This is a genomic window from Pseudarthrobacter sp. 05T312, from assembly GCF_056396685.1.
Map to the genome: position 1 here is coordinate 29,483 of NZ_JBFTLY010000005.1, position 23,645 is coordinate 53,127.

Below are 23,645 nucleotides of genomic sequence, written 5' to 3' on the forward strand. Positions count from 1 at the left end.
AAAAACTGGAGCAGACGATGATCATCGGCGTCCCCAAAGAAATCAAGAACAACGAATTCCGCGTGGCCATCACCGCGGCCGGCGTCCACGAGTTCCTCACCCACGGACACACCGTCCTGGTGGAGCGCGGCGCAGGCCTGGGCTCGGGCATCACGGACGAGGAATACTCAATCGCCGGCGCCGAGATCGTCAACGAGGCGGACGACGTCTGGGCCCGCGCCGACATGCTGATGAAGGTCAAGGAGCCCATCAAGTCCGAATACCACCGCTTCCGCAAGGGCCTGATCCTTTTCACCTACCTGCACCTGGCCGCCGAGCCCGAGCTCACCGCCGAGCTCATCAACTCCGGCGTCACCGCCATCGCCTACGAAACCGTGCAGGAGGGCCGCACGCTGCCGCTGCTGGCTCCGATGTCCGAAGTTGCCGGCCGCCTGTCCGTCCAGGTGGGTGCCACCTCCCTGATGGCCCCGGCCGGCGGCAAGGGCGTCCTGCTGGGCGGCGTGCCCGGCGTGCGCCCGGCGAAGGTGGTTGTCCTGGGCGCCGGTGTGGCCGGAACCAACGCTGCTGCCATGGCCCTGGGCCTGGGTGCCGACGTCACCATCCTGGACATCAACATCAACCGCCTGCGCGAACTGGACGCCCAGTACCAGGGCCGGTTGAAGACCGTGGCTTCCAACAAGTACGAGATCGAAAAATCAGTGGTCGACGCCGACCTGGTGATCGGTTCAGTCCTGATCCCCGGCGCCAAGGCCCCCAAGCTGGTCACCAACGACCTCGTGGCCCGCATGAAGCCCGGTTCGGTCCTGGTGGACATCGCCGTGGACCAGGGTGGCTGCTTCGAGGACACCCACCCCACCACCCATCAGGAACCCACGTACAAGGTGCACAACACCATCTTCTACTGCGTCGCCAACATGCCTGGCGCCGTTCCCAACACCTCCACGTACGCGCTGACCAACGTCACCCTGCGCTACGCGGTGTCCCTGGCCAACCTGGGCGTCAAGGCCGCGTTCGACCGCGACCCCGCCCTGGCCGCCGGCCTCAACATCGCCGCCGGCCACGTGGCGCACCACTCCGTCTCCGAGGCTCACAACCTGCCCCTCGTGGCTGACTGGCACGAGCTCGTCTCGGCCTAAGCCCCCTCCATAGGTCGTCCTGCTGCGCCGGACGACAGACATCCTCTGCGTGCTGCTCCTTCGTCGCTTTGACGCACGCTGCCGGATGCCTGTCGTTCGGCGTTTCGCATTCAAGCACCTGCCGAGGCGACCTCCCGGGCTTTTTCTATGATTTTGAGGACCTCCACCGCGTCCTCCGGGTTGACGGGGAGGGGCGGGGATGACTGTGCGCCGCCGTCAGGGATCCTGGCTGCCAGCAGGCGGTAGAACTCCGGGTAGTTCCCGCGTTCTGTGGGCAGGCGGTCCAGGTGTCCGTCGCGGCCCAGGAGCCCGGCCCACTCCGGTGCCTCCACGCCATAGTCCGCATCCAGCGGACTGCCGCCGGCCGCCAGGTAAGGCTCCTGCGGGTCCACCCCGTTCTTGGTGAAGCCGCCGATCGAACCCAGCACCCGGAAGCGCGGCCCCTGCTGGGCGCACAGCATGTTCATGGCCAGGTGGCTGGTCACACCGGACTGGTGCCGCAGGACCAGGAAGGCATCATCATCTGCACGCTCGTCGGACCGGCGCGCCTGCAGTTCCGCGTGGAGGACGGTGGCCGGGCCGAACAACTGCAGCGCCTGGTCGACCAGGTGGGTGCCCAGGTCGAACAGGACGCCTCCGCCGTCGGCAGCCGTGGCCCGCGCTTTCCAGGCCTTGGCAATGGACGGGGACCACCGCTCGAACGTCGACTCGAACCGGGTCACCTTGCCCAGGGACTGGGTCGCCAGCAACTTCCGGAGCGTGAGGAAATCCCCATCCCACCTGCGGTTGTGGAACACCGTCAGCACGCGCCCTTCCGCCCGTGCCAGCGCAACAAGCTCCTGTCCCTGCGTGCTGGTGACCGCGAACGGCTTGTCCACCACCACGTCCAGCCCCGCTTCCAGCGCGGCCTTGGCCAGCGGGTAATGGGTCAGCGGCGGCGTCGCCAGGACCACAAGGTCAAGGTCAGCGGCCCGCTTAAGGACGGCGGCGCCGTCGCGCACCACCGCCACCGCCGGAAGCCGGGATGAGGCAGCTGCCTGCCGCCCGGCGTCGGACGTTGCGATGACGTCCAGCGAGTAGCTGGCGTTGGCCGCCAGCAGCGGCGCGTGGAAGACGCTGCCGGCGAGCCCGTAGCCGACGACGGCGGTGCGGATGGTGCGGGGGTCGGCTTCAGTTCCGGTCATGGAAGCAACGCTACCCCCGGTCCCGCCTGCTTAAACGCCTGGTTAAAAGAAGCCGGCACCCCTGGCGGCCAGGGGTGCCGGCATCCTCATCAGGCTGCGGGTGGTTACTTCTTTTCCCAGCCGATGGTGGTCCAGTCCGGGACCTGAGAGGTGCTCTGGAAGAGCGACGGGCCGTAGTTGGCCAGGCCGGTGCGGACGAACGAGATCTGCGGGCCGTTGAAGACCACGCCCATGGAGTAGTACTTCGCCATGTGTTCCTTCTCCACGTCCATCGCTGCCTTGTTACGGGCTGCGTTGTCCTCGATGGAGGCGAGGTCGGCGATCTTCTTGTCCAGTTCGGCGTCGCCCAGCTTGTTCTCGTTGACCTTGGAGTCGTAGTACTGCTTGACGGCGTCGGTGGCATCCGGGCCCACGGTGTAGCCGGAGATGCTCAGGTCGAACTCGCGGCTGCCCAGCACCTTGCCGAAGTCGGCGGAGGCGCGCTGGTCGATGCCCACGTCCATGCCGCCGGCCTGGAGTTGCTTCTGCAGGGTCTGCGCCACGGCCAGGGTGGTGGGGTCGTCGCCGAAGTTGCTGATCTTGAAGGCGGCGGGCTTGCCGTCCTTCTCCATGATGCCGTTGGCGTTGGCCTTGTAGCCGGCGTCGGTGAGGACCTTCTTGGCCTCATCGGCTCCGGTTTCCTTAACCGGGTAGTTGTCCTGGTAGTACTCGGAGAACGGCAGCAGCATCATGGAACCGGAGCTGGGCTCTTCCCAGTTCAGTCCGTTGAAGCGGACCTTCCGGAGGGCTTCGCGGTCCACGGCGGCGAAGATGGCCTTGCGGACGTTGACGTCGGTGATGCGCTGGGCATTGAGGTTCAGGCCACCGGCGAAGAGGCGCTGGCCGCGGCGGATGTCCGAATCCTTCGTGCCGTCCAGCTGCTTGTACAGCGAGATGGTGTTGGCGGACATGGCGTCGATTTCGCCGTTCTTGAAGGCGGCGATCTGTGCGCTGGTTTCCAGCTGGCGGAACGTCACGTTGGCCAGGACCGGCTTCTGGCCCCACCACTTGTCGTTCGGAACCATGGTTACCGTCTTGGCGGCGGTGTCGTACTGGTCAAGCTTGAAGGGGCCTGCCATCCACTCCGGGTGCAGGTTGCCGTTGAAGCCCTCGTTGAAGATCTCGGGGGTGTTGACGGCCGGGTGGATGAGTCCGAAGAAGAGTGAATCCACGGGGAAGACCGGGCGGCTGGTCTTGACGATGACTTCCTTGTCGTTGCTGCCGGCCTCGACGGAGTCAACGAACTCGTAGGCGCCCGAGCTGACGATATCGTAGCCGGCGTCCGGGCTCTTGAGGATGTTCCAGGTGTTCTTGAAGGCCCTGACGTCGATGGGCGTGCCGTCGTTGTACGTGGCCTTGGGGTTGACCTTGATGGTGATGGTCTGCTTGCCGTCCTTGACCTCGCTGTCCACTGATTCGCAGAAGTCAGGGTTGGGCGTGACCTTGCCCTTGAAGTCCACCTTCCAGCAGCCGCCGATGCCGCCGCTGTTCATCGCCACCGGGTTCATGGGGATCTGCAGGGCGGAGTTGTCCGCGCTGTTGCCGTTGTTGGAGAACCCGTTGAAGTCCGGGCCGATGTTGCCCAGCGGCAGGGTGACCTTGCCGCCCTGCTGGAGGTCGGACGCCGGCTTCTCGTTGATGCTGATCAGTTTGGACAGGTCGCTTCCGGATTCCTGGCCCTTGGCTGTTTCGGGGCCACTGGCACCGCCACCGCCGCAGGCCGTCAACGCCAGGGCGGCAGCAATCGCTGCCGCTCCGCCGATCCTGTTCAGTTTCCTCATGGTTTTCCCTTCATTGGTGCGAGTGGTGGTGCTTTGGGGTCGAAAAATCCTAGGGCGCATGGTTGTCCGCAGGCTCGTGGACCACCAGCATGTCCTCATCCAGTTCCCCGTCCGGGAAGAAGCAGGCGAACTGCTGGTCCGTGGCAGTGGCCGCCGTTTCCAGTGGCGGTTCAAGGGTCAGGCACTTCTCCTGCTTGGCCGGCGGGAGTGCGGCAAAGACGGGACAGCGGGTGGCGAAGTTGCAGCCTTTCGGTGCCTGCAGCGGGGAGGGCAGGTCGCCCTGGAGGATGATGCGTTCGCGGGTGCGTTCCAGCCGGGGGTCGGGCACCGGGATCGCTGAGAGGAGGGCGCGGGTGTAGGGGTGCCGGGGGTTGTCGAACACCCGGTCCACGGCGCCTACCTCCACGATCTTGCCGAGGTACATGACGGCCACCCGGTTGGAGATGTGGCGCACCACCGAAAGATCGTGGGCCACCAGCAGGTAGCTCAGGCCCAGTTCCGCGCGCAGCTGGTCCAGGAGGTTGATGACCCCGGCCTGGACCGAGACATCCAGGGCCGAGACGGGTTCGTCCAGGACCACCAGCTTGGGGTTCACCGCCAAGGCCCGGGCGATCCCGATCCGTTGCCGCTGGCCGCCAGAGAACTGGTTGGGGAAGCGGTTGACGTGGTCCGGCTGCAGGCCCACGAGCTTCATCAGCTCCATGATCCGCTTCCTGGTCGCTGCCCGGTCCATGCCTGCGTTCTGCAGGGGTTCGGCCAGGACTTCGTACACCGTGAACCGCGGGTCCAAGGCGCCGGTAGGGTCCTGGAACACCATTTGGAGTTCGCGCCGCATCTTGCCCTTGGTCCTGGCATCGGCCGCCTGCTTGTTGCTCAGGCCGCCGATCACCACTTCGCCGTCCTGGTCCGGGTGGAACTCCATGATTTCCAGGAGCGTGGTGGTCTTTCCCGAGCCCGATTCGCCCACGATCGAGAAGCATTCGCCTTCGCGAATATCGAAGCTCAGGCCGTCCACCGCCTTGACGGTGCCGATCCTGCGTTTGATGAGGGCGCCCCTGGTCAGGGGGAAGTGCTTGCGGACGTCCGTGAGCTGCAGGACGGTGGACCGCTCCTCCCGGGGAATCGCGTCGAAGCGGGACACAGCCACCGGCGGGGCGGCGAACACGTCGTGCACATCCACGGAGCCGCCCAGGGACCCTGATTTGATGCAGGCGGCGCGGTGCCGGGCGTCGTCGTCAACGGGTGCCAGCGCAGGTTCACCGTCCAGGCAGGCCTCCGAGGACAGGGGGCAGCGGGGCGCGAACGAGCAGCCGGTGGGGGCATGCAGCAGGTTCGGCGGCATGCCTTCGATGGGAACGAGGGAGGATTTCTCGGCCACATCCACGCGGGGCACTGCGCCCAGCAGGCCCATGGTGTAGGGCATCCGCGGGTTGTAGTAGATCTCGTCCACGGCGCCGGTTTCCACCGGTTTTCCCGCGTACATGACCATGATGTCGTCCGCCATCCCGGCCACCACGCCGAGATCGTGGGTGATCATGACCACCGCCGCGCCCGTCTCCTCCTGGGCCGTATGGAGCACCTCGAGGACCTGGGCCTGGATGGTGACGTCCAGGGCCGTGGTGGGTTCATCGGCAATCAGGACGCGGGGGTTGTTGGCTATGGCGATGGCAATCATGACGCGCTGGCGCATGCCGCCGGAGAATTCGTGCGGGAAGGCCTTGAGCCTGTCCTTGGGGCTGGGAATCCCCACCATTGCCAGAAGTTCGACGGCGCGGGCTTCCTTGGCCGTCCTGCTCATGGTGGGGTGGTGGATGGTGAGCGCTTCGATGATCTGGGTGCCCACGGTGAACACCGGGGTGAGGGATGACAGCGGATCCTGGAAGACCATGGCAAGGTCGTTGCCGCGGTACTTGCACATCTCCTTGTCGCTGAGGCCCAGCAGTTCCCGGCCCTTGAGCCGGACGGAGCCGGAGACCTGGGCCGTGGGCGGGAGGAGCCCCATGACGGCCAGCGAGGTGACGGACTTGCCGGACCCCGATTCGCCCACAATCCCCAGCGTCTTGCCCGGCATCAGGTCGAAGTCGACGCCCCTGACGGCGTGCACAATGCCGTTCTCCGTATTGAAGCAGACGTTCAGGTCACGGACCGACAGGACGGCGTCGCCCGGGGCGTGCAGGCCTGCCACGTGCAGGCGCTCCACGGTTGAACGTGACGGGTCCGTGGCTCCGGTGGTGGTTTCGCTGCTCATGCCGCCTTCTTTTCCGCGGTGGTTTTCCGGACCTTGGCTTTTTTGGCCCTGCCGCTGGACGTGGAGCTGGGGTCAAAGGCATCGCGCAGGCCGTCGTTCATCATGGCCAGGGAACCGGTCAGCAGGAACATCACGGTGAGCGGCACCCAGAACATCCACGGGAAGGTCTGCACCTGGGAGGTGGCCTGGCCGATCAGCACGCCCAGGCTCACGTCCGGAACCTTGATGCCGATGCCGATGAAGGAGAAGGCGACCTCGGCCAGGATGGCTGCGGTGACGCCGCGGGTGATGTCCAGGATCAGCAGCGAGCCGATGTTCGGTACCAGGTGCCGCCAGACGATCCGGCGCGGCGGAACGCCCATGTACTGGGCCGCCTTGACGAAGTCACGCTGCATCAGCGACATGGACATGGACCGGATCAGGCGGGCAGTGCCCATCCAGCTGAACACCAGCAGGACGATGATGAGGAGGAGCCAGGAGGGAAGGTCGCGCTTCAGCCCGGCCCCGCCGCCGCTGGTGGCGACGGCGACCACCAGGAGCGCCGGCATCATGATCAGCGCTTCGAGGATGAAGAGCATGACCTTGTCCACCTTGCCGCCGAAGTAGGCCATGGTGCAGCCGTAGACGGCGGCGATCAGGACCGACACCAGGCCCACCACCAGGCCGATCAGGATGGAGATCCTGGTGCCCTCCACGGTCATGGCGTAGAGGTCGATTCCTGCCTGCGAGGTTCCGAGGTAGTGGTCGGCCGAGGGGGGCATGCCGATGTTGAAGGGATCGATCGTTTCCTTGTCCCATTGGGTGAAGAACCCGCCGATGAACGAGAAAACGGTCAGGGCCAGGAAAATGGCCAGGCCCGCGACGGCCGTCCTGTTCCGCAGGAAGCGTCGGAAGATGATGGTGGTTTTGCCGATGACGACGTCGGCGCTTTCCAGGTGCGCATCCTGCGCCACTGCTGCCGGGTCGACTGCGTTCAGGTTGGTCATGGCTACTGCACCCGCACTCTCGGGTCGACAAGCGTGGTGGCGAAGTCCGCGAGGATGGCGCCCAGGGCGAAGATCACGGAGCCGTAGGCCAGCGTGGCCGTGGCCGCGTTGACGTCCTGCAGCGAGATGGCGTCGATGCTCCAGGACCCTACGCCGGGCCACGCGAAGATCTTTTCGGCGAAGAAGCCGCCGGCGAAGATGGCCGGGATGGTGAAGGCGATGCTCTGGGCCACCGGGATGAAGGACACGCGGAGCGCGTGCCGGGCAATGGCCTGGTTCCGGGTCAGCCCCTTGGCCCGTGCGGTGCGGACAAAATCCGCGTTGACGTTGTCCAGCAGGTATTGCCGCTGGGCTATCTGGTAGGCGCCCCAGCCCACCAGGGTGATGGCCACCGTGGGCACAACGTAGTGGGCCAGCATGTCAACGAACTGGGCCCAGCCGGGGGCGAGGCCGGGGGTGGAGATGCCGGTGACGAAGAAGATCCGGTCGCCCACGGACTCATTGATGTTGATGGCGCCCAGCTGGACCAGGAAGTAGGCGATGGGCGCCGGCACGATGTAGGCAAGGTAGCTGTAGGAGGTGATGACCCGGTCCTGGAACTTGTACTGGCGTGCCGCCGAGTAGACGCCGAGCGCGACGCCGATCACCAGGGTCAGGATGATGGACGCCAGGAACAGCCGGGTGGAGATCCAGACGCGGTCCCCGAACTCAGCGTTGATGTAGGCGCCGTTGGGGCTGCGGCCCCAGTCCCAGCGGGTGACGATGCCGGTGAGCCAGTCAATGTAGCGTTCCCAGGGGCTGAGCGCCGGGTCCAAACCTTTGAGCCGCATCGAGTTGGCCACCTGCTCGGGGGTGGGCCGCGGAATGCGTTCCTGTTCGAGCAGTGCCGGTTTGAGCGAGCTGACGGCCAGGAAGTAGCCGGCGGACGTGGTGAGGAAGATCATGACCACATAGGTGATGCCGCGCTTGGCGAGGTACTTGAGCATGGGCGCTGCTGGATCCTTCCGTCCTCCCCGGACAAGTACGGATTGTGCCGCCTCACCGGGTCCCCTGTACCAGCGGGTAGCTGGCTTCCCGCAGCCCCTGGGGGCAGGTCCTGGTGGACTATGTCGCGGGTCACATTCCAGAGGAAACTATCACAAGCCCCAAGCCGAAAAGCCCGGGAATCCCCTGAAACCAGGCGCGCCGTATCAGATCGTTATGAATAGTTCTGTGAAGCCCGCGTGACTGGACGCAGGGCCAGCTCAGCGCGTACCATTCGCGCCTGTGACAACCCGTGTCACAAGGTCTCGCCATGATGCAGCCAGCCGTTCGGATGTGACTCCATGTTCACTGATCAGGTGCAGAAGCCGTTCGGGATCCAGCGTCGCGTTGAGGGATCCGGCCATCAGCCAGGGCTCCGGGGATTCTGCGCCGGCTTCACGCAGCAGCATCTCCACGTGGCGGTCCCAGAGCGCGGCAGCGGGGACTTCAAACCGTCCCCTCGAAGCATTTCCGGCCGCGAGCACCAACTCCCCGAATTCCACCACGTACGCGATCCGCTCCGCTCCGAAGGCGATGAGCCGGTCCAGCGCCGGGGCGCCCGGACCCAGGGGTGGCGGGCCGAACAGGAAGCGGGCCTGGAACGCGGCCTCCGAGTCGTTCAGCAGGGTAAGCATCAGCCCGGCCCGGCTTCCGAAGCGGCGGAAGACGGTCCCCTTGCCCACGCCGGCCTGCCCGGCCAGCCGGTCCATGGTGAGCGCGGCCGCGCCGCCCTGTTCGATCAACTCCCGGGCAGCCAGCAGGAGGCGTTCACGGTTCCGTGCAGCGTCACTGCGTTCCGCGGCCGTCACGGGGGCCATGCCCGGCCGCACTGGGATGGACCTCACACAGACAGTGTAGCCATGCGGAATATAAACGGACTGCGGTCCGTTTAGTCTGGTGAAGGCTCTGCGAGCCGGAAGTTTGTCCGAATGCGGCCCCCGCCGCTCCCCTAACCAGGAGTTCCCATGACCAAGAGCACAGTCCTTACCCTTGTCGGCAGCCTCCGCGCCGAGTCCACCAACCAGAAGCTGGCGGAGGCCATCCAGCTCAATGCGCCGGAGCAGGTGGACGTGGTGATCCACGAGAGCCTGGGCAACATCCCCTTCTACAACGAGGACCTCGACGTCGAGGGCCAGGTCCCCGCCGCCGCGGCAGCACTGCGGGCCGCAGCCGAACAGGCGGACACCGTCCTCCTGGTTACCCCCGAGCACAACGGCACCGTGCCCGCCGCCCTGAAGAACGCCATCGACTGGCTGTCCCGCCCCTTCGGCGCGGGCGCCCTGGCCGGCAAGCCCACCGCCGTCGTCGGTACCGCGTTTGGCCAGTACGGAGGCGTCTGGGCCCAGGATGAAGCACGCAAGGCCGCAGGTATCGCCGGCGCGCAGATCCTGGAAGACGTCAAGCTGGCCGTCCCCGGCTCCATGGTGCGCTTCGCTGAAGTCCACCCCAAGGACGACGCCGAGGTCGTGGAGCAGATCAAGGGCGTTTTTGATGCCCTTGCGGCAGCAGCACCGGCGGCCTAACCCCCTGCAACACAGCGCCCGGCACGTTATTTCGCGTGCCGGGCGCTCCCATGTCCACGCACTGCCGTGACCAAGTCTTGTCCCAACCGGTACCGCGGGGACATCTCCGCCCGCCGGGACCGCCGTAGCGTTAATCCACTGGACCTACCAGATCGGATTGCGGTGCCGCATGGCAAAAAGATGGAGCTGGGACAGCCGCAGGTGCGGCATCCTTGCCGCGGGCTGCCTGGCCCTGCTGCTCTCCGGCTGCAGCCTCCCGGTTCCCCAGTCCGGGGGGTCGCCACCAGCCACGGCCCCCGGCGGCGACGGCGCCAGCGCCGCTCCGCTGGCCCTCCTTCCCGCGACACTGCCGGGCGATCCCCCCGGCACGTCCGCTCCAGCCCCCACCAGCACAGGCGGGTCCGCGGCTTCGCCCGTGACGGCCTACTTCGTGCTGGTGGACGACGGCGGAAGGAACGGCATCCGCTTCGGCTGCAATGACAGCCTGGTTGGCTTCACCCGGCCGGGGGCCGCCGGCAACGCCCGGCTCGGGGCAGCGATCGGCGCCCTGCTGGGCAATGGGCAGCTGCCCGGAAATGCGTACAACGCGCTGTCCACATCCCGGCTGACGTTCCTTTCGGGCAGCTTCGACGGCACAACTGCCACCGTCTACCTGTCCGGAGCCCTGAACCGGGGCGGCTCCTGCGACCCCTCGCGGATCGAGGCCCAGCTGACCCAGACGGCCCTTGAAGCGGTGGGCGCCGTCAGGGCGGACGTCTACATCAATGGCGAGATCCTGGCCGAGTACCTGGCCCGAAAGTAGTTCCCCGAATCGTCAAGGCCCGGGATAAACAGGTGTTGCCTTGGAAGCAACAACGGGCTGTATCCTGACTCTGTGACCCACGAAACACTTGACGCCTCCGCCGGAACCCTGCCCGCTGAAGCCATCGATGCGATCGAGCGCGCAGCCACCTCGGCCCACCGCCACGAGGAACTGTTCTCGGAGCGGGCGGCAAACATCCGCCAGTCCGCGGTCAGGGACGTTTTCGACATCTCGCTGCGGCCCGGGTTGGTCTCCCTCGCAGGAGGGAGTCCGTATCTCCAGTCGCTGCCCCTGGACCGCCTGTCGGCGACGGCGGCGGACATCATTGCCACGGACGGACTTACTGCCCTGCAGTACGGCGCTGGGCAGGGCACCCTGGAACTCCGCGAGCAGATCTGCGAGGTCATGGCCGCCGAAGGCATCCTGGACGCCCGGCCCCAGAACGTCGTGGTCACCGCGGGCTCACAGTCGGCCCAGGATGTGGCCACCAAGCTCTTCTGCAATCCGGGAGACGTGGTCCTGGTGGAGGACCCCACCTACGTCGGCGCACTCAACACTTTCGAGGCATACCAAGTCCAGGTGGAAACGGTGGAGATGGACCAGTTCGGCCTGGTCCCGGAACTCCTGGAGGCGCGGATCGCGGCGCTCCAGCTCGCCGGCAGGAGCATCAAGTTCCTCTACACCATCCCGAACTTCAACAACCCCTCGGGTATCACGTTAGCCCGGGAACGGCGGCAACAGGTGGTCGATATATGCCGCAGAGCGAATATCCTGGTCCTGGAGGACAACCCGTACGGACTCCTCCGCTTCGAAGGTGAGCCGCTGGCCCCACTGCGCGCCGCCAACCCGGACGACGTCATCTACCTCGGTTCCTTCTCCAAGATCTTCGCCCCCGGCCTCCGGATTGGCTGGGCCCTGGTTCCGGAACACCTGCAGCGCCGCTACTATCTCGCCGCGGAATCGGTCACGCTCTGCCCGCCCGCCCTGAACCAGATGCTGGTCTCCGCCTACCTGCGCGACTACGACTGGAAGGGCCAGATCGAAACCTACCGCGGACTGTACGCCGAGCGGTGCCGGGCGATGCTCGCCGCCCTCAAGGAATACATGCCCGCCGGAACCACCTGGACCAATCCGCAGGGGGGCTTCTTTGTCTGGGTGACTTTGCCGGAGGGCGTTGACACCTACCCGCTGCTGCACAAGGCGATCGAGGCCGGCGTCGTGTTTATCCCCGGCGCCGCGTTCACGCCGTCGGACGAGCCGTCCAACAAGCTGAGGCTCGCCTTCAGCGCCGTCCCCCCGGATGCCATCACCGAGGGAGTGCGCCGGTTGGCGCCGGTGCTGCAGGAAGCCATGGCGGCGCTGTAGCGTAAGCCACACGAACGCCGAAAACCGAGCAAAGGAGCATGCATATGGGTGGAATCATCGTTGTAGGGGTTGACGGCAGCGAAACCGCAAAGCGGGCGGCTGAATCGGCCAAGAACCTGGCGGCAGGACTGGACGCTTCGCTGCACGTCGTGTCGGCCTTCGACAGCGACCGGACCGAGGTGTTCGGCAGCGGCAGCGACCGCTGGATCGTCTCCGACGCCGACGCGGCGGAACAGGTGGCCCGGACCGTGGCGGAATCGCTGGGCCGCGACGTCGCGGTGACGTATTCGGCGGCCCGCGGGCGGCCGGCTGATGCCCTGATCAAGGAAGCCGTCCGCATGGATGCCCGCATCATCGTGGTGGGAAACCGCCGCATGCACGGCATCGGCCGGGTCCTTGGCAGCGTGGCAAACAGCGTGGCCCACAACGCACCCTGCGATGTGTATATCGCCAACACCTACGACGCAGACTAGGGCCGGGACCCCTCGGGGTAACGCAGGACACCACCCGTGGTGGCGGATATCGCTGCGGGTGGTGTCCGTTCTCACCGCCATATCACCTTTTAAGCTGCTGGCGCAACGATAAAATTGGATGGGCCCCCAACGGCGTGGACACTGACGAATCCACCCACCAGCGAAGGGCTCCCCTTGATCACCATGCAGCGCCGCCAGCTTGTTGGCCACGATATCCTCCTGGCCCGCCACGGCAACCACATCAGCTCCATGCGGGTGGACCGCAGCAACGACCGCGTGGTTGCGCTGCTGGACGACGGCAGCCTGGACAGTGCACCCAACCTCATCACCCCGGGACTCCAGCTCCCCGCCACCGTACGCAGCGTCCTGCGCGAGGACTGGAAGCTCCTGAGCGCCTGGGCCGGCATGGCCGCGCTCATGGGCGGCCTGATGACCGCCGCCGCTGTGGTGCTGGGAACCACCGCGGATCCGGCCATACTCGAAGCCTTCACCGCATACGCCGCCTACTAGGCAGGTAATTCCAACGGCCGGGCCGAGGGGCTTAGCCCACCAGCCAGCCCCGCAGCAGCCACCAGATCCCGGCCATCACCAGGCCGCCGAAGAGCGATCCGGCCACCACCTGGGCCAGGGAGTGGGCCCGCAGCACCACCCGTGACCAGCTGACCGCCGGGACCAGGAGCAGCAGCGGTGTCCACGCGGCGCCGAGCATCAGCACCGATACGACGGCCGCGCAGGACACGGCAGCGGCGTGGCCGCTCATCTTCCAGAACGGGCTGACCACGGCCAGCACCGCCACACCGCCCACCACCGACATCACCATCGCTATAACGCTTTCCGGCGCATCCACGGCGCCCAGTACCAGCAGCCCCACAGCAATGCAGCCAAGCGCCATCAACAGCACGGGTGCACGCTGCTTCCGGTCGCTGACGTGGTGGTCGGTGACCTTGCCAAACCTGACCAGGACCAGCAGCACCACCAGCGGAAGCACGCACACGAAGAGGGCCGCCAGCGCGCCGTAGCCGATGGTTCCCGGGAAGCCCGGCTGGGCCAGTGGGCTGATCAGCAGCTGCAGGGAAACCACCACCGGCGGCTGGAAGACCTCCGTCAGCCACCTGGCTGTGCGGTTCCTGACCCGGATCGCCCCGTTGTCTACTGCCACGTCCTGCGCCGGCGCCCTAGTCCAGGAGGAGCGCGGGCTCCTCCAGGATGGCTGCGACGTCGGCCATGAAGCGGGCGGACAGGTCACCGTCCACCACGCGGTGGTCGAAGGATCCGCCCAGGGTGGTGATCCACCGGGGAATCACCTCTCCGTCCAGGACCCACGGCTTCTGCTTGATGGTTCCGAAGGCAACGATGGCCACCTCGCCGGGATTGATGATGGGCGTCCCGGTGTCGATGCCCAGGGCACCGATGTTGGTGATGGTCAGCGTCCCGCCCTGCATCTGCGCCGGCTGTGTCTTCCCGGCCCTGGCCGTGGTGGCAAGGTCGTTCAGCGCCAGGGCCAGCTCCTTCAAGGACAGGTCCTGGGCATTCTTGATGTTGGGCACCATGAGGCCGCGCGGAGTGGCCGCGGCAATGCCCAGGTTCATGAAGTGCTTGACCTGGATCTCGGCACTGCCGTCTTGGTTGTCCACCCAGGCTGCGTTTACGCTGGGGTTCCTTGCGGCGGCCCAGATGACGGCCTTGGCCAGGATGAGCAGCGGCGATACCTTGATGCCCTCGAAGTCCCGGGAAGCCTTGAGCCGCTTGACGAATTCCATGGTGCGGCTGGCGTCGACGTCCACGAAGATGCTGACGTGCGGTGCCGCGAAGGCGGACTCCACCATCGCCTTCGCAGTGGCCTTGCGGACGCCCTTGACAGGAATGCTCTCCACGCGCTGGTCCTGCGGCTTTCCGGCCGCGCCCCAGAAGCCTTCCGCCTTATCCAGTTCGGCGTCGCGCTGGGCCTGGTAGCTGACCAGGTCCTCGCGGGTCACCTCGCCGCGCGAACCGGTGGCGACGACGTCGGCGAGGTCGATGCCAAGGTCGCGGGCAATTTTGCGGACCGGGGGCTTGGCCAGCACCCGGTTGACCAGGCCCGTGATGGTGCCGCCGAGGGTGGGCCGGGTGTCGACGGCGGCAGGTGCGCCGGCGGAAACTTCGGCCGCCGTGCGGGGCTGGACCGGTTCGACCTCGGGGGCATTGACCGTCAGGGCGGCGGACGGTGCGGTCTTCCGGGGCCTGCGCTTGACGGCGTCGGCCTTCGGTCCGGAACCCACCAGGGGTGCGGTGGAGGTTTCGCCCGCCTCCCCCGCGTCCTCGGGCAGCTTGCCGTAGAGCGGCTGGGTGGGGGCGCCGGAAGCAACGGTGGCCTGGGGTGCGCGGACGTCGGCGGGCGTGGGGTCGCCGGAGATTTCGTCGCTGACGCTGATGATGGCGGTGCCGACGTCGACAGTCACCCCTTCCTCCACCAGCAGTTCGGTGACGGTCCCGGCGAACGGGGACGGCAGTTCCACGATCGACTTCGCGGTCTCGATCTCGCAGATGACGTCGTTGATGGCCACGGTGTCGCCGGCCTTGACCTTCCAGGAAACGATTTCCGCCTCCGTGAGGCCCTCGCCGACGTCGGGCAGGTTGAACTTATTAAGGGTCATGGTGTCCTCAGTAGGAGAGGGCGCGGTCCAGCGCCTCCAGGATGCGGTCGATGTCCGGAAGGTAGTCTTCCTCCACCTTGGCAACGGGGTAGGGCATGTGGAAGCCACCGACGCGGATCACCGGCGCCTCAAGGGAGTGGAATGCCCGCTCGCTGATCCGGGCGGCGATCTCGCCCCCGATTCCGCCGAATGTTGGGGCCTCGTGAGTCACGATCAGCCGGCCGGTCTTCTGGACGGAGGTGGTGACGGTGTCAAAGTCGATGGGGGAAATGGACCGGAGGTCGATGACCTCGAGGCTCCGGCCGTCCTCCTCGGCGGCATTGGCGGCCGCCAGGGCTACGGGCACCAGGGGTCCGTAGGCCACAACGGTGGCGTCGGTACCCTCGCGGAGGACGTGGGCCTTGAACGGATCCTCCGACGGCCCGGGCGCCTCGACGTCGACTTCGCCCTTGAGCCAGTAGCGGCGCTTGGGTTCGAAAACAATGACGGGATCCTGGCACTCCACGGCCTGCTGGATCATCCAGTAGGCGTCATGCGGGTTGGACGGGGTGATGATGCGCAGGCCGGCCGTATGGGCGAACAGGGCCTCCGGGGACTCGGAGTGGTGCTCGATGGAGCCGATGCCGCCACCGTAGGGAATGCGGATGACCACGGGCACGCTGAGGTTGCCGTTGCTGCGTGAGTGGATTTTAGCCAGCTGGGTGGTGATCTGGTTGAAGCCGGGGAAGACAAACCCGTCGAACTGGATTTCACAGACGGGGCTGTAGCCCCGCAGGGCCAGGCCGATGGCGGTGCCGATGATTCCGGACTCGGCCAGCGGGGTGTCCACCACGCGGTCCGGGCCGAATTCCCCGATCAGTCCGTCGGTTACGCGGTAGACGCCGCCCAGGGGCCCGATGTCCTCACCCATCAGCAAGGATTTGGGGTTGGCGGCCAGGGTGGCGCGGAGGCCCTCATTGATGGCCTTCGCGATGGTCATGGTGGTCATCAGTGGCCTGCCTTTGCTGCGTGTCCGGCGGATTCTTCCCCGCCGGCGAATCCTGCGCTGTATTCCTCGAACCACGCCAGTTCCTCGGCCACCAGCGGGTGGGCCTCGCGGTAGACGTTGGCGAAGGCCTGCCGGATGTCCGGGTTTTCAAGATCGTGGGCGGTGCGCCTGACGTAGGCGGCCAGGTCGTCGCCGTCGGCCTTCACCTTGGCGAAGTAGGCGTCATCTGCCAAGCCTTCGGCCCGCAGGTACTTCTCCAGCCGGGCCAGCGGGTCCTTGGCCCGCCAGGCGTCTTCCTCCTCGGACTGCCGGTACTTGGTGGGATCGTCCGCGGTGGTGTGCGCCCCCACCCGGTACGTGAAGGCCTCAATGAGGACGGGCCCCTTGCCCTGGCGGGCGTGATCCAGCGCCCACTCGGTAACCGCGTGCACCGCGATCACGTCATTGCCGTCCACCCGGATGCCGGGGAAGCCGTATCCCTTGGCGCGGTTGGAGAGTGGAACACGGGTCTGGACGTTGGTGGGCACGGAGATGGCCCAGTGGTTGTTCTGGCAGAAGAACACCACGGGGGCCTTGTAGGAAGAGGCGAACACCATGGATTCGTGGACGTCGCCTTCCGAGCTGGCGCCGTCGCCGAAGTACGCAATGACGGCGGCGTCCGGCTCCTTGCCTGCCGTGTTCGATACGGCGGCGAGCTTCTGGTCCCGCTGGATCCCCATGGCGTAGCCCACTGCGTGGAGGGTCTGCGCCGCCAGGACCAGGGTGTACAGGTGGAAATTGGTGTCCTTGGGGTTCCAGCCCCCGTTGGAGACACCGCGAAACTGGCGCAGGAGTTCAGCAAGGTCCACGTTCCGGGTAAGCGCCACTCCATGTTCCCGATAGGTGGGGAAGATGTAGTCCTGCGGCTGGCTGGCCCGGCCTGAGCCGATCTGCGCCGCTTCCTGGCCTGTCAGCGGCACCCAGAGGGCCAGCTGGCCCTGGCGCTGGAGGGCGGTCGCTTCGACGTCGAAACGCCGGATCGCTGCCATGTCGGCGTACAGGCCGCGCAGGTCCCCGGCGGTGAGCTTGTCCGCGTAGTCGCTGAAGACAGGATCGGTGCCCAGCTTCCCGTCAGGACCGAGAAGCTGCACCATCTGTGCCGCGGGCTCACCCATGACGGCTTCAGCATCGGCTTCCCGCTGGTCGTCTACCGCTGTTCCGTCGAACTCGGTGGAAGGCAGATGAGTGCCCATACCGTCTCCTTGCTTGCCGCATCCGGATGCAATGCAATGTCGCTGGGATATATGCCGCACACGGAATACATTCCCGGCACGGCATATATATTGGCTTACTGATCCTAACTTTATCTTCGGTAGGTAGCCGGAGGGCTACTTGTTAAGTGCTAGGAAGTTGCTGGCGCCTTTGTATAGTCGGCACACAATTGGAGGAACCGCGTATTGGCCTCGGGCTCCCCGATGCTCACCCTCACGCCTTCTCCGGCGAAGGCCCGCACGGACAGTGCACGCGTCCCCGCCAGCTCAGCAAAGGCGGCACTTTCGGCGCCGAGCGCGAGCCAGACGAAGTTGCCCTGGGCATCGGGGACGCTCCAGCCGAGGTCCCTGAGGCCGTTGACCACCCGGGCCCTCTCGTCCACGAGCTTTTGTACCCTTTCCACAACCTGGCCATAGTTTTCAAGTGACACAACCGCTGCCTGCTCGGCGATTTGGGAGACAGCGAATGGAGTCGCGGCGACCCTCAAGTACTGCGTCAGCCCGGGATGGGAGACGCTGTACCCCACACGGAGCCCGGCCAGTCCGTGCGCCTTGGAGAAGGTCCGGAGCACCACCACGTTGGGATATTTCCGGTACAGCCCGATCCCATCCACGGCGCCTTCCGCCCTGACAAACTCCTGGTAGGCCTCATCGATCACCACCACCACGTCAGCCGGAACGGACCGGATGAAGGCTTCGGTTTCAGCCGCGTCCAGGGCCGGGCCGGTGGGGTTGTTGGGCGTGCAGAGAAGGATGACTTTGGTGCGGGCACCCACGGCCGCCGCCATGGCCGCGAGGTCGTGCCGGCCGTCGGCGGTGACGGGAACCCGGACACTTTCGGCGCCGGCCAGGCCAACGCTGATGGGGTAGGCCTCAAATGAGCGCCACGCATAGATGACCTCGTCCGCTTTCCCGTCCTCGTTCTGGCCGGCAAAGGCGGCCAGAATCTGGTTGAGCGCGCCCAGGCTTCCCGCTCCGGTGACAATGTCGTCGGCGGGAACATCGAGAAATTCCGCGAGCGCCGCACGAAGCTTGCTGCTCAAGGGATCCGGATACCGGTTGAAGTCGGACTGGTTGGCGATGGCTTCCAGTACTGCCGGGATGGGCGGCAACGGGTTTTCGTTGGAGGACAGCTTGTAGCTTGCCAGACCGCTGACCGCGGCCGGCGGTTTTCCTGCCGCGTAGCGGGGCAGCCGGTCCAGCACCGGGCGCGGCGCAATTCCGCCCGCCCGGGTCTCAGGTGAAGTCATGGCCTCTAGCCTACGTCCAGCTTCCGCAAGGATCCGGGGAATGCCGGGCACAAATTCAATACCGTTCCCCCGGGTTCCCGGGGGAACGGTATGGAAGCATGGTGGCATGGGTTCCTTCATCCTTCGGGTCGTCGTTAACGCCGCCGCGCTCTGGGTGGCCAGCTGGGTCCTGCCGGGCATGGACATCTCCAGCGCCGCAGCATCGGACGCCGTAGCCAGAACCGGAATTTCACAGGACACCGAAACCATTGGGATTGTCCTGGCCTACCTGTTCATCGGCCTCATCTTCGGCGTCGTCAATGCCTTCGTACGGCCGCTGGTGCGCCTGCTCGCGCTGCCCATCACCATCCTGACGCTTGGCCTGTTCGCCATCGTCATCAACGCGGCCATGCTGTACCTGACGGCGTGGATCAGCAGCTATACGCCAGTGCACCTCACCATTGATTCCTTCTTCTGGACGGCGCTGCTGGCCGCGATCATCATCTCGCTGGTATCCCTGGTGGCGGGACTGCTGCCGGGAGGCAGACGCTGACCCGGGCTGCACCGGCTCCAATGGGAAGAAGCCCGCACGGCGCCCCTGCCGCCAAGTAGCAGGGCGGCCGGTGAACAGGTACCCATCAGGTGCCGTTCCCCGAACCAGCAGTAAAAACTTCAGTACCAGCCACCCATGACCCCTGCCGCTGGGGCCGCTTAGGCTGCAGATCGGGCCAGCACGGCCCGTCGCTGTCAGTTCCGAAACTATGGGGGCATGGGATGAAGCCCATCAGGATATTTCTCGCTGCCTGCCTGCTCCTGGCGTGGCAAGCCGGCCCGGCACGTGCGGAATCCGGCACCGTACCGCACGGCCCCGGGGGACTGGGCAATGACATCTCCTGGCCGCAATGCGGCGCTGATCTTCCGGTGCCCCCGCCTTTCGCGATCGTCGGGGTGAACGGCGGGCGGCCCGATACCGCCAACCCTTGCCTGGCCGCCCAACTGGCGTGGGCGGGTCAAAGCGCGGAGGCGGCCGGCGGCACACCGGCGGCAGTGTATGTGAACACTGCCGCGACCGGGCCCGCCGAGTCTATATGGTGGCCGGCAGGGAACACCTACGGGGAAACGGCCGTCAGCAACCCGCATGGTTTGTGCGACGGCACCGCGTCCCCGGCCTGCGCCTACGTGCACGGCTACGCCATGGCCGCCAAGGCCGCCGGCCTCCTGGCGGCAGCCGGGCAGGACATACACCGCATGTGGTGGCTGGATGTTGAATTTGGAAACAGCTGGCTGTGGGACAAGGCAGTCAACGCGGCCGAACTGGAAGGCATGACGGCCTACCTGCAGGGGGCCGGCGTGGAAGTGGGGATCTATTCAACCGGATACCAGTTCAACGAGATTGTGGGCGACGTCGGTCCCGGCAGTAACCTCTACAAACTCCAGAACTGGCTGGCGGGCCCCTACTCGGCGGAGTCAGCAGAGGAGTATTGCGGGGCTCCCCCGTTGACGCCGGGCGGTACTGTCACCACAACGCAGTTCACCGAAAATGACCTCGACTACAACTACCGGTGCCCTGCCGCCGTCCCGGCACCGGCTCCACAACCGGCGGCCCCCGCCCCGCAACCGGAACAGCCGCGCTCCAGCCGGTACGTGGAATTGCACGCCGCCCCGATCTCCTGACGCCTGCCGCGCGTTCGGAGGAACTTCCTAGCGGGCTCCCGGCTGAGGCCGCCCGGAAAAAGGGTCCCTGCGGTCCTTGGGGACGGTGGGCGGCGGAGTTTTGGTCAACGCAAAGCGGGTGGCTGTGGCCGCACCTCCGGCACCGAGTACTCCGCCCAACACCGCCGTGGATTGGACCAATGAGGGATCTTTGCTGGCGCCAACCAGGCTTGCCGCCTCCTCGTAGCCCGTGAGGCTGTGCCCGGGACCCAGCCCGGCGTCTTCCCCGCCGCGCACGTAGAGGTCGTTGGTCACGGTTACGGTGACCTGGTTCCTGGCGTCGCGGTTCGGCAAGCCATCGCTGCCGGGCACCCAGTCTGTTCGGTGTTCCAGGTGAAGGGTGCTGACATCGGGGGAAGGCGTGATGCGCGAAACCGGCGAACCGGCGGTCAGGACGTATTTAAGTCGATATTCCTTGAGGAAGCCCTCGTCAGCGGCCAGATTCATTGCATGGATGCCGCCCTGGCTATAGCCGACAGCAACCACGTCCGCTCCGGGTTCCGCGCCGGCAGCACGCAGCGACTGGATGACAGCGGCATTCACTTGTTGGGACTGGCCACCCATGCCATCGAAGATTCCCCCAAGATCGAAAGGATTGGTTCCACCGTCGGATTCATTGACCTGGGTCCCGGGAACCACCACGACGTAGGCCTTCCCACCTCCGGTATCCACCTCAATGACTTCGATATAGCCGCTTCCGCGGGCCTCAATCAACTGCACCCGCTTAAGCAGCCCGGCAGGACTGGCCTCAAGATCGATAGGCACTCTCTCTTCCCGTGTGGCCGTCACCGTCCCCGTGCGCAGTGAGGGGACGTTCTTTTCGACAACAGGCCTGATCGAGGGAAGGACGAGGACAGCATTTGCCGCCAGCATTTCCGCGGCATCCCCGTTCAGGAATCCGGTCCGCCAGAAGTCCACGTGCTTTTGGAACTCCACGCCAGGATCTGACAGCCCCAGCCTCCACTTAAGATGGGCAGCGGATTCAGCTATGTCGTACTCGCGCCTGCAGCTGCGCACCTGGCCGCTGATCCACTGCAGTTCCTGGCGGACTTTCTGGATGGCATCCTTTGCCTCCCACACGGCCATGAGGGCGGCGCTTCCCGTACTGCGCGGTTGGTTCTGGTGCGTGCCAAGCTCCTGCCAGGCGGCGAAAAGCCCATCCTCGACGGCTGCGAGCCGCTGGGCGAGCAGGTCGATCCGTCCGGCTCCCTGGTCAAGCTCGTCCAGCTGGACAGTAATGCCGCCCACCCCGCCGGAGACTGTGAGGTTGCCGTCCGGAGGTGGCGGCAGGACCCGGATGGGTCCTCCCGATCCGGACGGCGTGACGTCAGCCATCACAACCTCCGGTCGGGTGAACACTCGGATGTCAAGGCCGCGCTGGCATGCGCTGCCACGGCGGCAGAAGCTTCGCGGATCCGGTCCAGTGCCCTCCGCACCGCCACCGCCTGCAGGCTTACGGAGTTGCGGTAAGCCTTCCCGGCCGGTGATTCCCAGTCCAGCAGCTGGATCTCGTGGAATCCGGCCAGCACTTCCTCAGTCCTGTCCGAGCACTGCGCCACCTTCCTGCCCACCTCCTGGATTCCAAGGCTGACGGCCAGTCCGCTCCCCCAGATACCGTCCACCGGACCGTCCCCCTGTTTTCGACCCAGCCTCCCTGGCCGGATAATCCGTCCCAACCTTGCTGTTCCCAACGCTAGGCACGCGGCCCTGCCTCCGTAAGCGATGCCGCCGGCTATGTGGACAAGTAACGTGGACAACCACGCTTAAGGCGGCGCCGGAGTTCATGAAAGAATCAGGACATGCCTGAAACTGCCGCCACAGCTGATACCCGTACGCCCTCAGGACGCCTGGCCCTCGCCGCGTCATCGGAAAAGATCGCGCTTGGACCCCTGGACGGCCGTTACCAGTCCGCCGTCGCGCCCCTCGTTGACTACCTGTCCGAGGCCGCCCTGAACCGGGACCGCGTGGCCGTGGAAGTGGAATGGCTCATCCACCTGACCAGCAACAACGTCCTTCCCGGCGCCGGCCCCCTGAGCGCGGAACAGCAGGACCAGCTCCGCGCCATCGTCACCGAATTCGACGCCGCATCCGTCGCCGAACTGGCCGAGATCGAAGCCGTGACGGTGCACGATGTGAAGGCCGTGGAGTACTACATCGGCCGCCGCCTTCCCGCAATCGGCATCGAGAACCTGACCGCCATGGTCCACTTCGGCTGCACCTCCGAGGACATCAACAACCTGTCCTACGCTTTGGGCGTCAAGGGTGCCGTCGAGGACGTGTGGCTGCCGGCAGCCCGCGCCCTGGTGGCGCAGATCAGCAAGATGGCGGAGGACAACCGTGCTGTTCCCATGCTGTCCCGCACCCACGGGCAGCCGGCCACCCCCACCACCCTGGGCAAGGAACTGGCCGTCATCGCGCACCGCCTGACGCGCCAGCTGGACCGGATCTCCAAGACCGAATACCTGGGCAAGATCAACGGGGCCACCGGCACGTACGCGGCCCATGTAGCGTCCGTCCCGGGCGCCGACTGGCAGCAGGTTTCCGAGTCGTTCGTGGAGGGGCTGGGCCTTACCTGGAACCCGCTCACCACGCAGATCGAAAGCCACGACTGGCAGGCCGAGCTCTACGCCGACGTTGCCCGCTTCAACCGCATCCTGCACAATGTCTGCACTGACATCTGGAGCTACATCTCCATCGGCTACTTTGCGCAGATCCCGGTGGCCGGTGCCACGGGTTCGTCCACCATGCCGCACAAGGTCAACCCCATCCGCTTCGAAAACGCCGAGGCCAACCTGGAGATCTCCTCCGGCCTGCTCGATGTCCTGGGCTCCACCCTGGTAACCTCCCGCTGGCAGCGCGACCTCACCGATTCCTCCAGCCAGCGCAACATCGGCGTCGCCTTTGGGCACTCCCTGCTGGCTATCTCCAACGTTGCCAAGGGCCTGGAGCGCCTGGATGTCGCCGAAGACGTCCTGGCAGCGGACCTGGATACCAACTGGGAGGTCCTGGGCGAGGCCATCCAAATGGTCATGCGCGCCGAGGCGATTGCCGGCGTCGAGGGTATGGAAAACCCCTACGAGCGCCTCAAGGACCTCACCCGCGGCCAGCGCGTGGACGCTGCGCGGATGCAGGAGTTCGTGCAGGGCCTGGGCCTCTCCCCCGAGGCCGAGGCACGCCTCCTAGCCCTCACGCCAGGCAAATACACCGGTATCGCGGACCTGCTGGTGGACCACCTGAAGTAAGCCAGCAAGGCAGGATCGTACGACGGCGGC

The 23,645-nt window shown here is 66.0% G+C and carries 22 protein-coding genes; 9 read left to right on the top strand and 13 right to left on the bottom strand.

Translation table 11 applies throughout. The features are described 5' to 3' along the window. Positions 1-17: 17 nt before the first annotated feature. A complete protein-coding gene (gene ald, locus AC1DIP_RS09220; protein ID WP_476207975.1) occupies positions 18-1,136 on the top strand; it encodes an alanine dehydrogenase in 1,119 nt (372 codons plus the stop codon). A gap of 110 nt (positions 1,137-1,246) precedes the next feature. Here the strand turns inward: ald and AC1DIP_RS09225 are convergent, their stop codons facing one another. The 6 genes from AC1DIP_RS09225 to AC1DIP_RS09250 form a co-directional block, all read right to left on the bottom strand. Further along, complete coding sequence (locus AC1DIP_RS09225; RefSeq protein ID WP_477733551.1) at positions 1,247-2,320, bottom strand: Gfo/Idh/MocA family protein; 1,074 nt, start codon at positions 2,318-2,320, stop codon at positions 1,247-1,249. A gap of 104 nt (positions 2,321-2,424) precedes the next feature. Continuing rightward, a complete protein-coding gene (locus AC1DIP_RS09230) occupies positions 2,425-4,140 on the bottom strand; it encodes an ABC transporter family substrate-binding protein (RefSeq protein ID WP_477733552.1) in 1,716 nt (571 codons plus the stop codon). A gap of 49 nt (positions 4,141-4,189) precedes the next feature. Beyond that, positions 4,190-6,388, bottom strand: a complete 2,199-nt coding sequence (locus tag AC1DIP_RS09235; protein ID WP_477733553.1) for an ABC transporter ATP-binding protein — start codon at positions 6,386-6,388, stop codon at positions 4,190-4,192. Beyond that, positions 6,385-7,374 carry an ABC transporter permease subunit gene (locus AC1DIP_RS09240; protein ID WP_476207981.1) on the bottom strand — a complete coding sequence of 330 codons (990 nt, stop codon included), beginning with the start codon at positions 7,372-7,374 and terminating at the stop codon, positions 6,385-6,387. The genes AC1DIP_RS09235 and AC1DIP_RS09240 overlap by 4 nt, the downstream gene beginning before the upstream one ends. 2 nt (positions 7,375-7,376) lie before the next feature. Next, the gene (locus tag AC1DIP_RS09245; protein WP_477733554.1) at positions 7,377-8,360 is read right to left on the bottom strand and encodes an ABC transporter permease; all 984 of its coding nucleotides are present in this window, start codon (positions 8,358-8,360) and stop codon (positions 7,377-7,379) included. Between the two features lie 258 nt (positions 8,361-8,618). Further along, on the bottom strand, positions 8,619-9,242 hold the full coding sequence (locus AC1DIP_RS09250; RefSeq protein WP_476207983.1) for a TetR family transcriptional regulator: 624 nt from the start codon (positions 9,240-9,242) through the stop codon (positions 8,619-8,621). Between the two features lie 120 nt (positions 9,243-9,362). Between AC1DIP_RS09250 and AC1DIP_RS09255 the strand changes: the two genes are divergently transcribed. The 5 genes from AC1DIP_RS09255 (at position 9,363) to AC1DIP_RS09275 (ending at position 13,070) form a co-directional block, all read left to right on the top strand. Next, positions 9,363-9,920 carry an NAD(P)H-dependent oxidoreductase gene (locus AC1DIP_RS09255; RefSeq protein ID WP_214945043.1) on the top strand — a complete coding sequence of 186 codons (558 nt, stop codon included), beginning with the start codon at positions 9,363-9,365 and terminating at the stop codon, positions 9,918-9,920. A 169-nt stretch (positions 9,921-10,089) separates the two neighbouring features. Continuing rightward, complete coding sequence (locus AC1DIP_RS09260; protein ID WP_476207986.1) at positions 10,090-10,722, top strand: GerMN domain-containing protein; 633 nt, start codon at positions 10,090-10,092, stop codon at positions 10,720-10,722. Positions 10,723-10,794: 72 nt separating this feature from the next. Then, on the top strand, positions 10,795-12,087 hold the full coding sequence (locus AC1DIP_RS09265) for an aminotransferase-like domain-containing protein (protein ID WP_477733555.1): 1,293 nt from the start codon (positions 10,795-10,797) through the stop codon (positions 12,085-12,087). Positions 12,088-12,131: 44 nt separating this feature from the next. After that, positions 12,132-12,560: a universal stress protein gene (locus AC1DIP_RS09270; protein ID WP_141158936.1), complete on the top strand. Its 429-nt coding sequence runs from the start codon at positions 12,132-12,134 to the stop codon at positions 12,558-12,560. Positions 12,561-12,734: 174 nt separating this feature from the next. After that, the gene (locus AC1DIP_RS09275) at positions 12,735-13,070 is read left to right on the top strand and encodes a hypothetical protein (protein WP_387562471.1); all 336 of its coding nucleotides are present in this window, start codon (positions 12,735-12,737) and stop codon (positions 13,068-13,070) included. Between the two features lie 31 nt (positions 13,071-13,101). Here AC1DIP_RS09275 and AC1DIP_RS09280 read toward each other — a convergent pair whose 3' ends face one another. The 5 genes from AC1DIP_RS09280 to AC1DIP_RS09300 all read right to left on the bottom strand — a co-directional run bounded on the left by AC1DIP_RS09280 (position 13,102) and on the right by AC1DIP_RS09300 (position 18,681). Continuing rightward, positions 13,102-13,719, bottom strand: a complete 618-nt coding sequence (locus AC1DIP_RS09280) for a phosphatase PAP2 family protein (RefSeq protein WP_477733556.1) — start codon at positions 13,717-13,719, stop codon at positions 13,102-13,104. Positions 13,720-13,735: 16 nt separating this feature from the next. Beyond that, the gene (locus AC1DIP_RS09285) at positions 13,736-15,193 is read right to left on the bottom strand and encodes a dihydrolipoamide acetyltransferase family protein (protein ID WP_477733557.1); all 1,458 of its coding nucleotides are present in this window, start codon (positions 15,191-15,193) and stop codon (positions 13,736-13,738) included. A gap of 7 nt (positions 15,194-15,200) precedes the next feature. Continuing rightward, positions 15,201-16,181 carry an alpha-ketoacid dehydrogenase subunit beta gene (locus AC1DIP_RS09290; RefSeq protein ID WP_477733558.1) on the bottom strand — a complete coding sequence of 327 codons (981 nt, stop codon included), beginning with the start codon at positions 16,179-16,181 and terminating at the stop codon, positions 15,201-15,203. After that, the gene (pdhA, locus tag AC1DIP_RS09295) at positions 16,181-17,413 is read right to left on the bottom strand and encodes a pyruvate dehydrogenase (acetyl-transferring) E1 component subunit alpha (protein ID WP_477733559.1); all 1,233 of its coding nucleotides are present in this window, start codon (positions 17,411-17,413) and stop codon (positions 16,181-16,183) included. The genes AC1DIP_RS09290 and pdhA overlap by 1 nt, the downstream gene beginning before the upstream one ends. 149 nt (positions 17,414-17,562) lie before the next feature. After that, entirely contained in the window at positions 17,563-18,681 is a 1,119-nt protein-coding gene (locus AC1DIP_RS09300; protein ID WP_476207993.1) for a histidinol-phosphate transaminase, read from the bottom strand. Positions 18,682-18,787: 106 nt separating this feature from the next. Between AC1DIP_RS09300 and AC1DIP_RS09305 the strand changes: the two genes are divergently transcribed. Together AC1DIP_RS09305 and AC1DIP_RS09310 are read left to right on the top strand one after the other, a co-directional pair. Then, positions 18,788-19,213 carry a phage holin family protein gene (locus AC1DIP_RS09305; RefSeq protein ID WP_476207995.1) on the top strand — a complete coding sequence of 142 codons (426 nt, stop codon included), beginning with the start codon at positions 18,788-18,790 and terminating at the stop codon, positions 19,211-19,213. A gap of 221 nt (positions 19,214-19,434) precedes the next feature. Further along, on the top strand, positions 19,435-20,334 hold the full coding sequence (locus AC1DIP_RS09310) for a hypothetical protein (RefSeq protein ID WP_476207997.1): 900 nt from the start codon (positions 19,435-19,437) through the stop codon (positions 20,332-20,334). 27 nt (positions 20,335-20,361) lie between these two features. Here AC1DIP_RS09310 and AC1DIP_RS09315 read toward each other — a convergent pair whose 3' ends face one another. Together AC1DIP_RS09315 and AC1DIP_RS09320 are read right to left on the bottom strand one after the other, a co-directional pair. Further along, complete coding sequence (locus AC1DIP_RS09315; RefSeq protein WP_477733560.1) at positions 20,362-21,708, bottom strand: hypothetical protein; 1,347 nt, start codon at positions 21,706-21,708, stop codon at positions 20,362-20,364. Next, positions 21,708-21,995 carry a hypothetical protein gene (locus AC1DIP_RS09320; protein ID WP_476208000.1) on the bottom strand — a complete coding sequence of 96 codons (288 nt, stop codon included), beginning with the start codon at positions 21,993-21,995 and terminating at the stop codon, positions 21,708-21,710. Before AC1DIP_RS09320 ends, AC1DIP_RS09315 begins: the two co-directional genes overlap by 1 nt. A 177-nt stretch (positions 21,996-22,172) precedes the next feature. On the opposite strand from AC1DIP_RS09320, the gene purB reads away from it, so the two are divergent. Further along, positions 22,173-23,615 carry an adenylosuccinate lyase gene (gene purB / locus AC1DIP_RS09325; protein ID WP_476208001.1) on the top strand — a complete coding sequence of 481 codons (1,443 nt, stop codon included), beginning with the start codon at positions 22,173-22,175 and terminating at the stop codon, positions 23,613-23,615. The last annotated feature ends 30 nt before the right edge of the window (positions 23,616-23,645 follow it).

Bases quoted from the DNA above. Each gene is read 5' to 3' on its own strand.
- ald (WP_476207975.1), top strand. From the start codon at position 18: ATGATCATCGGCGTCCCCAAAGAAATCAAGAACAACGAATTCCGCGTG.
- AC1DIP_RS09225 (WP_477733551.1), bottom strand. From the start codon at position 2,320: ATGACCGGAACTGAAGCCGACCCCCGCACCATCCGCACCGCCGTCGTC.
- AC1DIP_RS09230 (WP_477733552.1), bottom strand. From the start codon at position 4,140: ATGAGGAAACTGAACAGGATCGGCGGAGCGGCAGCGATTGCTGCCGCC.
- AC1DIP_RS09235 (WP_477733553.1), bottom strand. From the start codon at position 6,388: ATGAGCAGCGAAACCACCACCGGAGCCACGGACCCGTCACGTTCAACC.
- AC1DIP_RS09240 (WP_476207981.1), bottom strand. From the start codon at position 7,374: ATGACCAACCTGAACGCAGTCGACCCGGCAGCAGTGGCGCAGGATGCG.
- AC1DIP_RS09245 (WP_477733554.1), bottom strand. From the start codon at position 8,360: ATGCTCAAGTACCTCGCCAAGCGCGGCATCACCTATGTGGTCATGATC.
- AC1DIP_RS09255 (WP_214945043.1), top strand. From the start codon at position 9,363: ATGACCAAGAGCACAGTCCTTACCCTTGTCGGCAGCCTCCGCGCCGAG.
- AC1DIP_RS09260 (WP_476207986.1), top strand. From the start codon at position 10,090: ATGGCAAAAAGATGGAGCTGGGACAGCCGCAGGTGCGGCATCCTTGCC.
- AC1DIP_RS09270 (WP_141158936.1), top strand. From the start codon at position 12,132: ATGGGTGGAATCATCGTTGTAGGGGTTGACGGCAGCGAAACCGCAAAG.
- AC1DIP_RS09285 (WP_477733557.1), bottom strand. From the start codon at position 15,193: ATGACCCTTAATAAGTTCAACCTGCCCGACGTCGGCGAGGGCCTCACG.
- AC1DIP_RS09290 (WP_477733558.1), bottom strand. From the start codon at position 16,181: ATGACCACCATGACCATCGCGAAGGCCATCAATGAGGGCCTCCGCGCC.
- pdhA (WP_477733559.1), bottom strand. From the start codon at position 17,413: ATGGGCACTCATCTGCCTTCCACCGAGTTCGACGGAACAGCGGTAGAC.
- AC1DIP_RS09300 (WP_476207993.1), bottom strand. From the start codon at position 18,681: ATGACTTCACCTGAGACCCGGGCGGGCGGAATTGCGCCGCGCCCGGTG.
- AC1DIP_RS09305 (WP_476207995.1), top strand. From the start codon at position 18,788: ATGGGTTCCTTCATCCTTCGGGTCGTCGTTAACGCCGCCGCGCTCTGG.
- AC1DIP_RS09310 (WP_476207997.1), top strand. From the start codon at position 19,435: ATGAAGCCCATCAGGATATTTCTCGCTGCCTGCCTGCTCCTGGCGTGG.
- AC1DIP_RS09315 (WP_477733560.1), bottom strand. From the start codon at position 21,708: ATGGCTGACGTCACGCCGTCCGGATCGGGAGGACCCATCCGGGTCCTG.
- purB (WP_476208001.1), top strand. From the start codon at position 22,173: ATGCCTGAAACTGCCGCCACAGCTGATACCCGTACGCCCTCAGGACGC.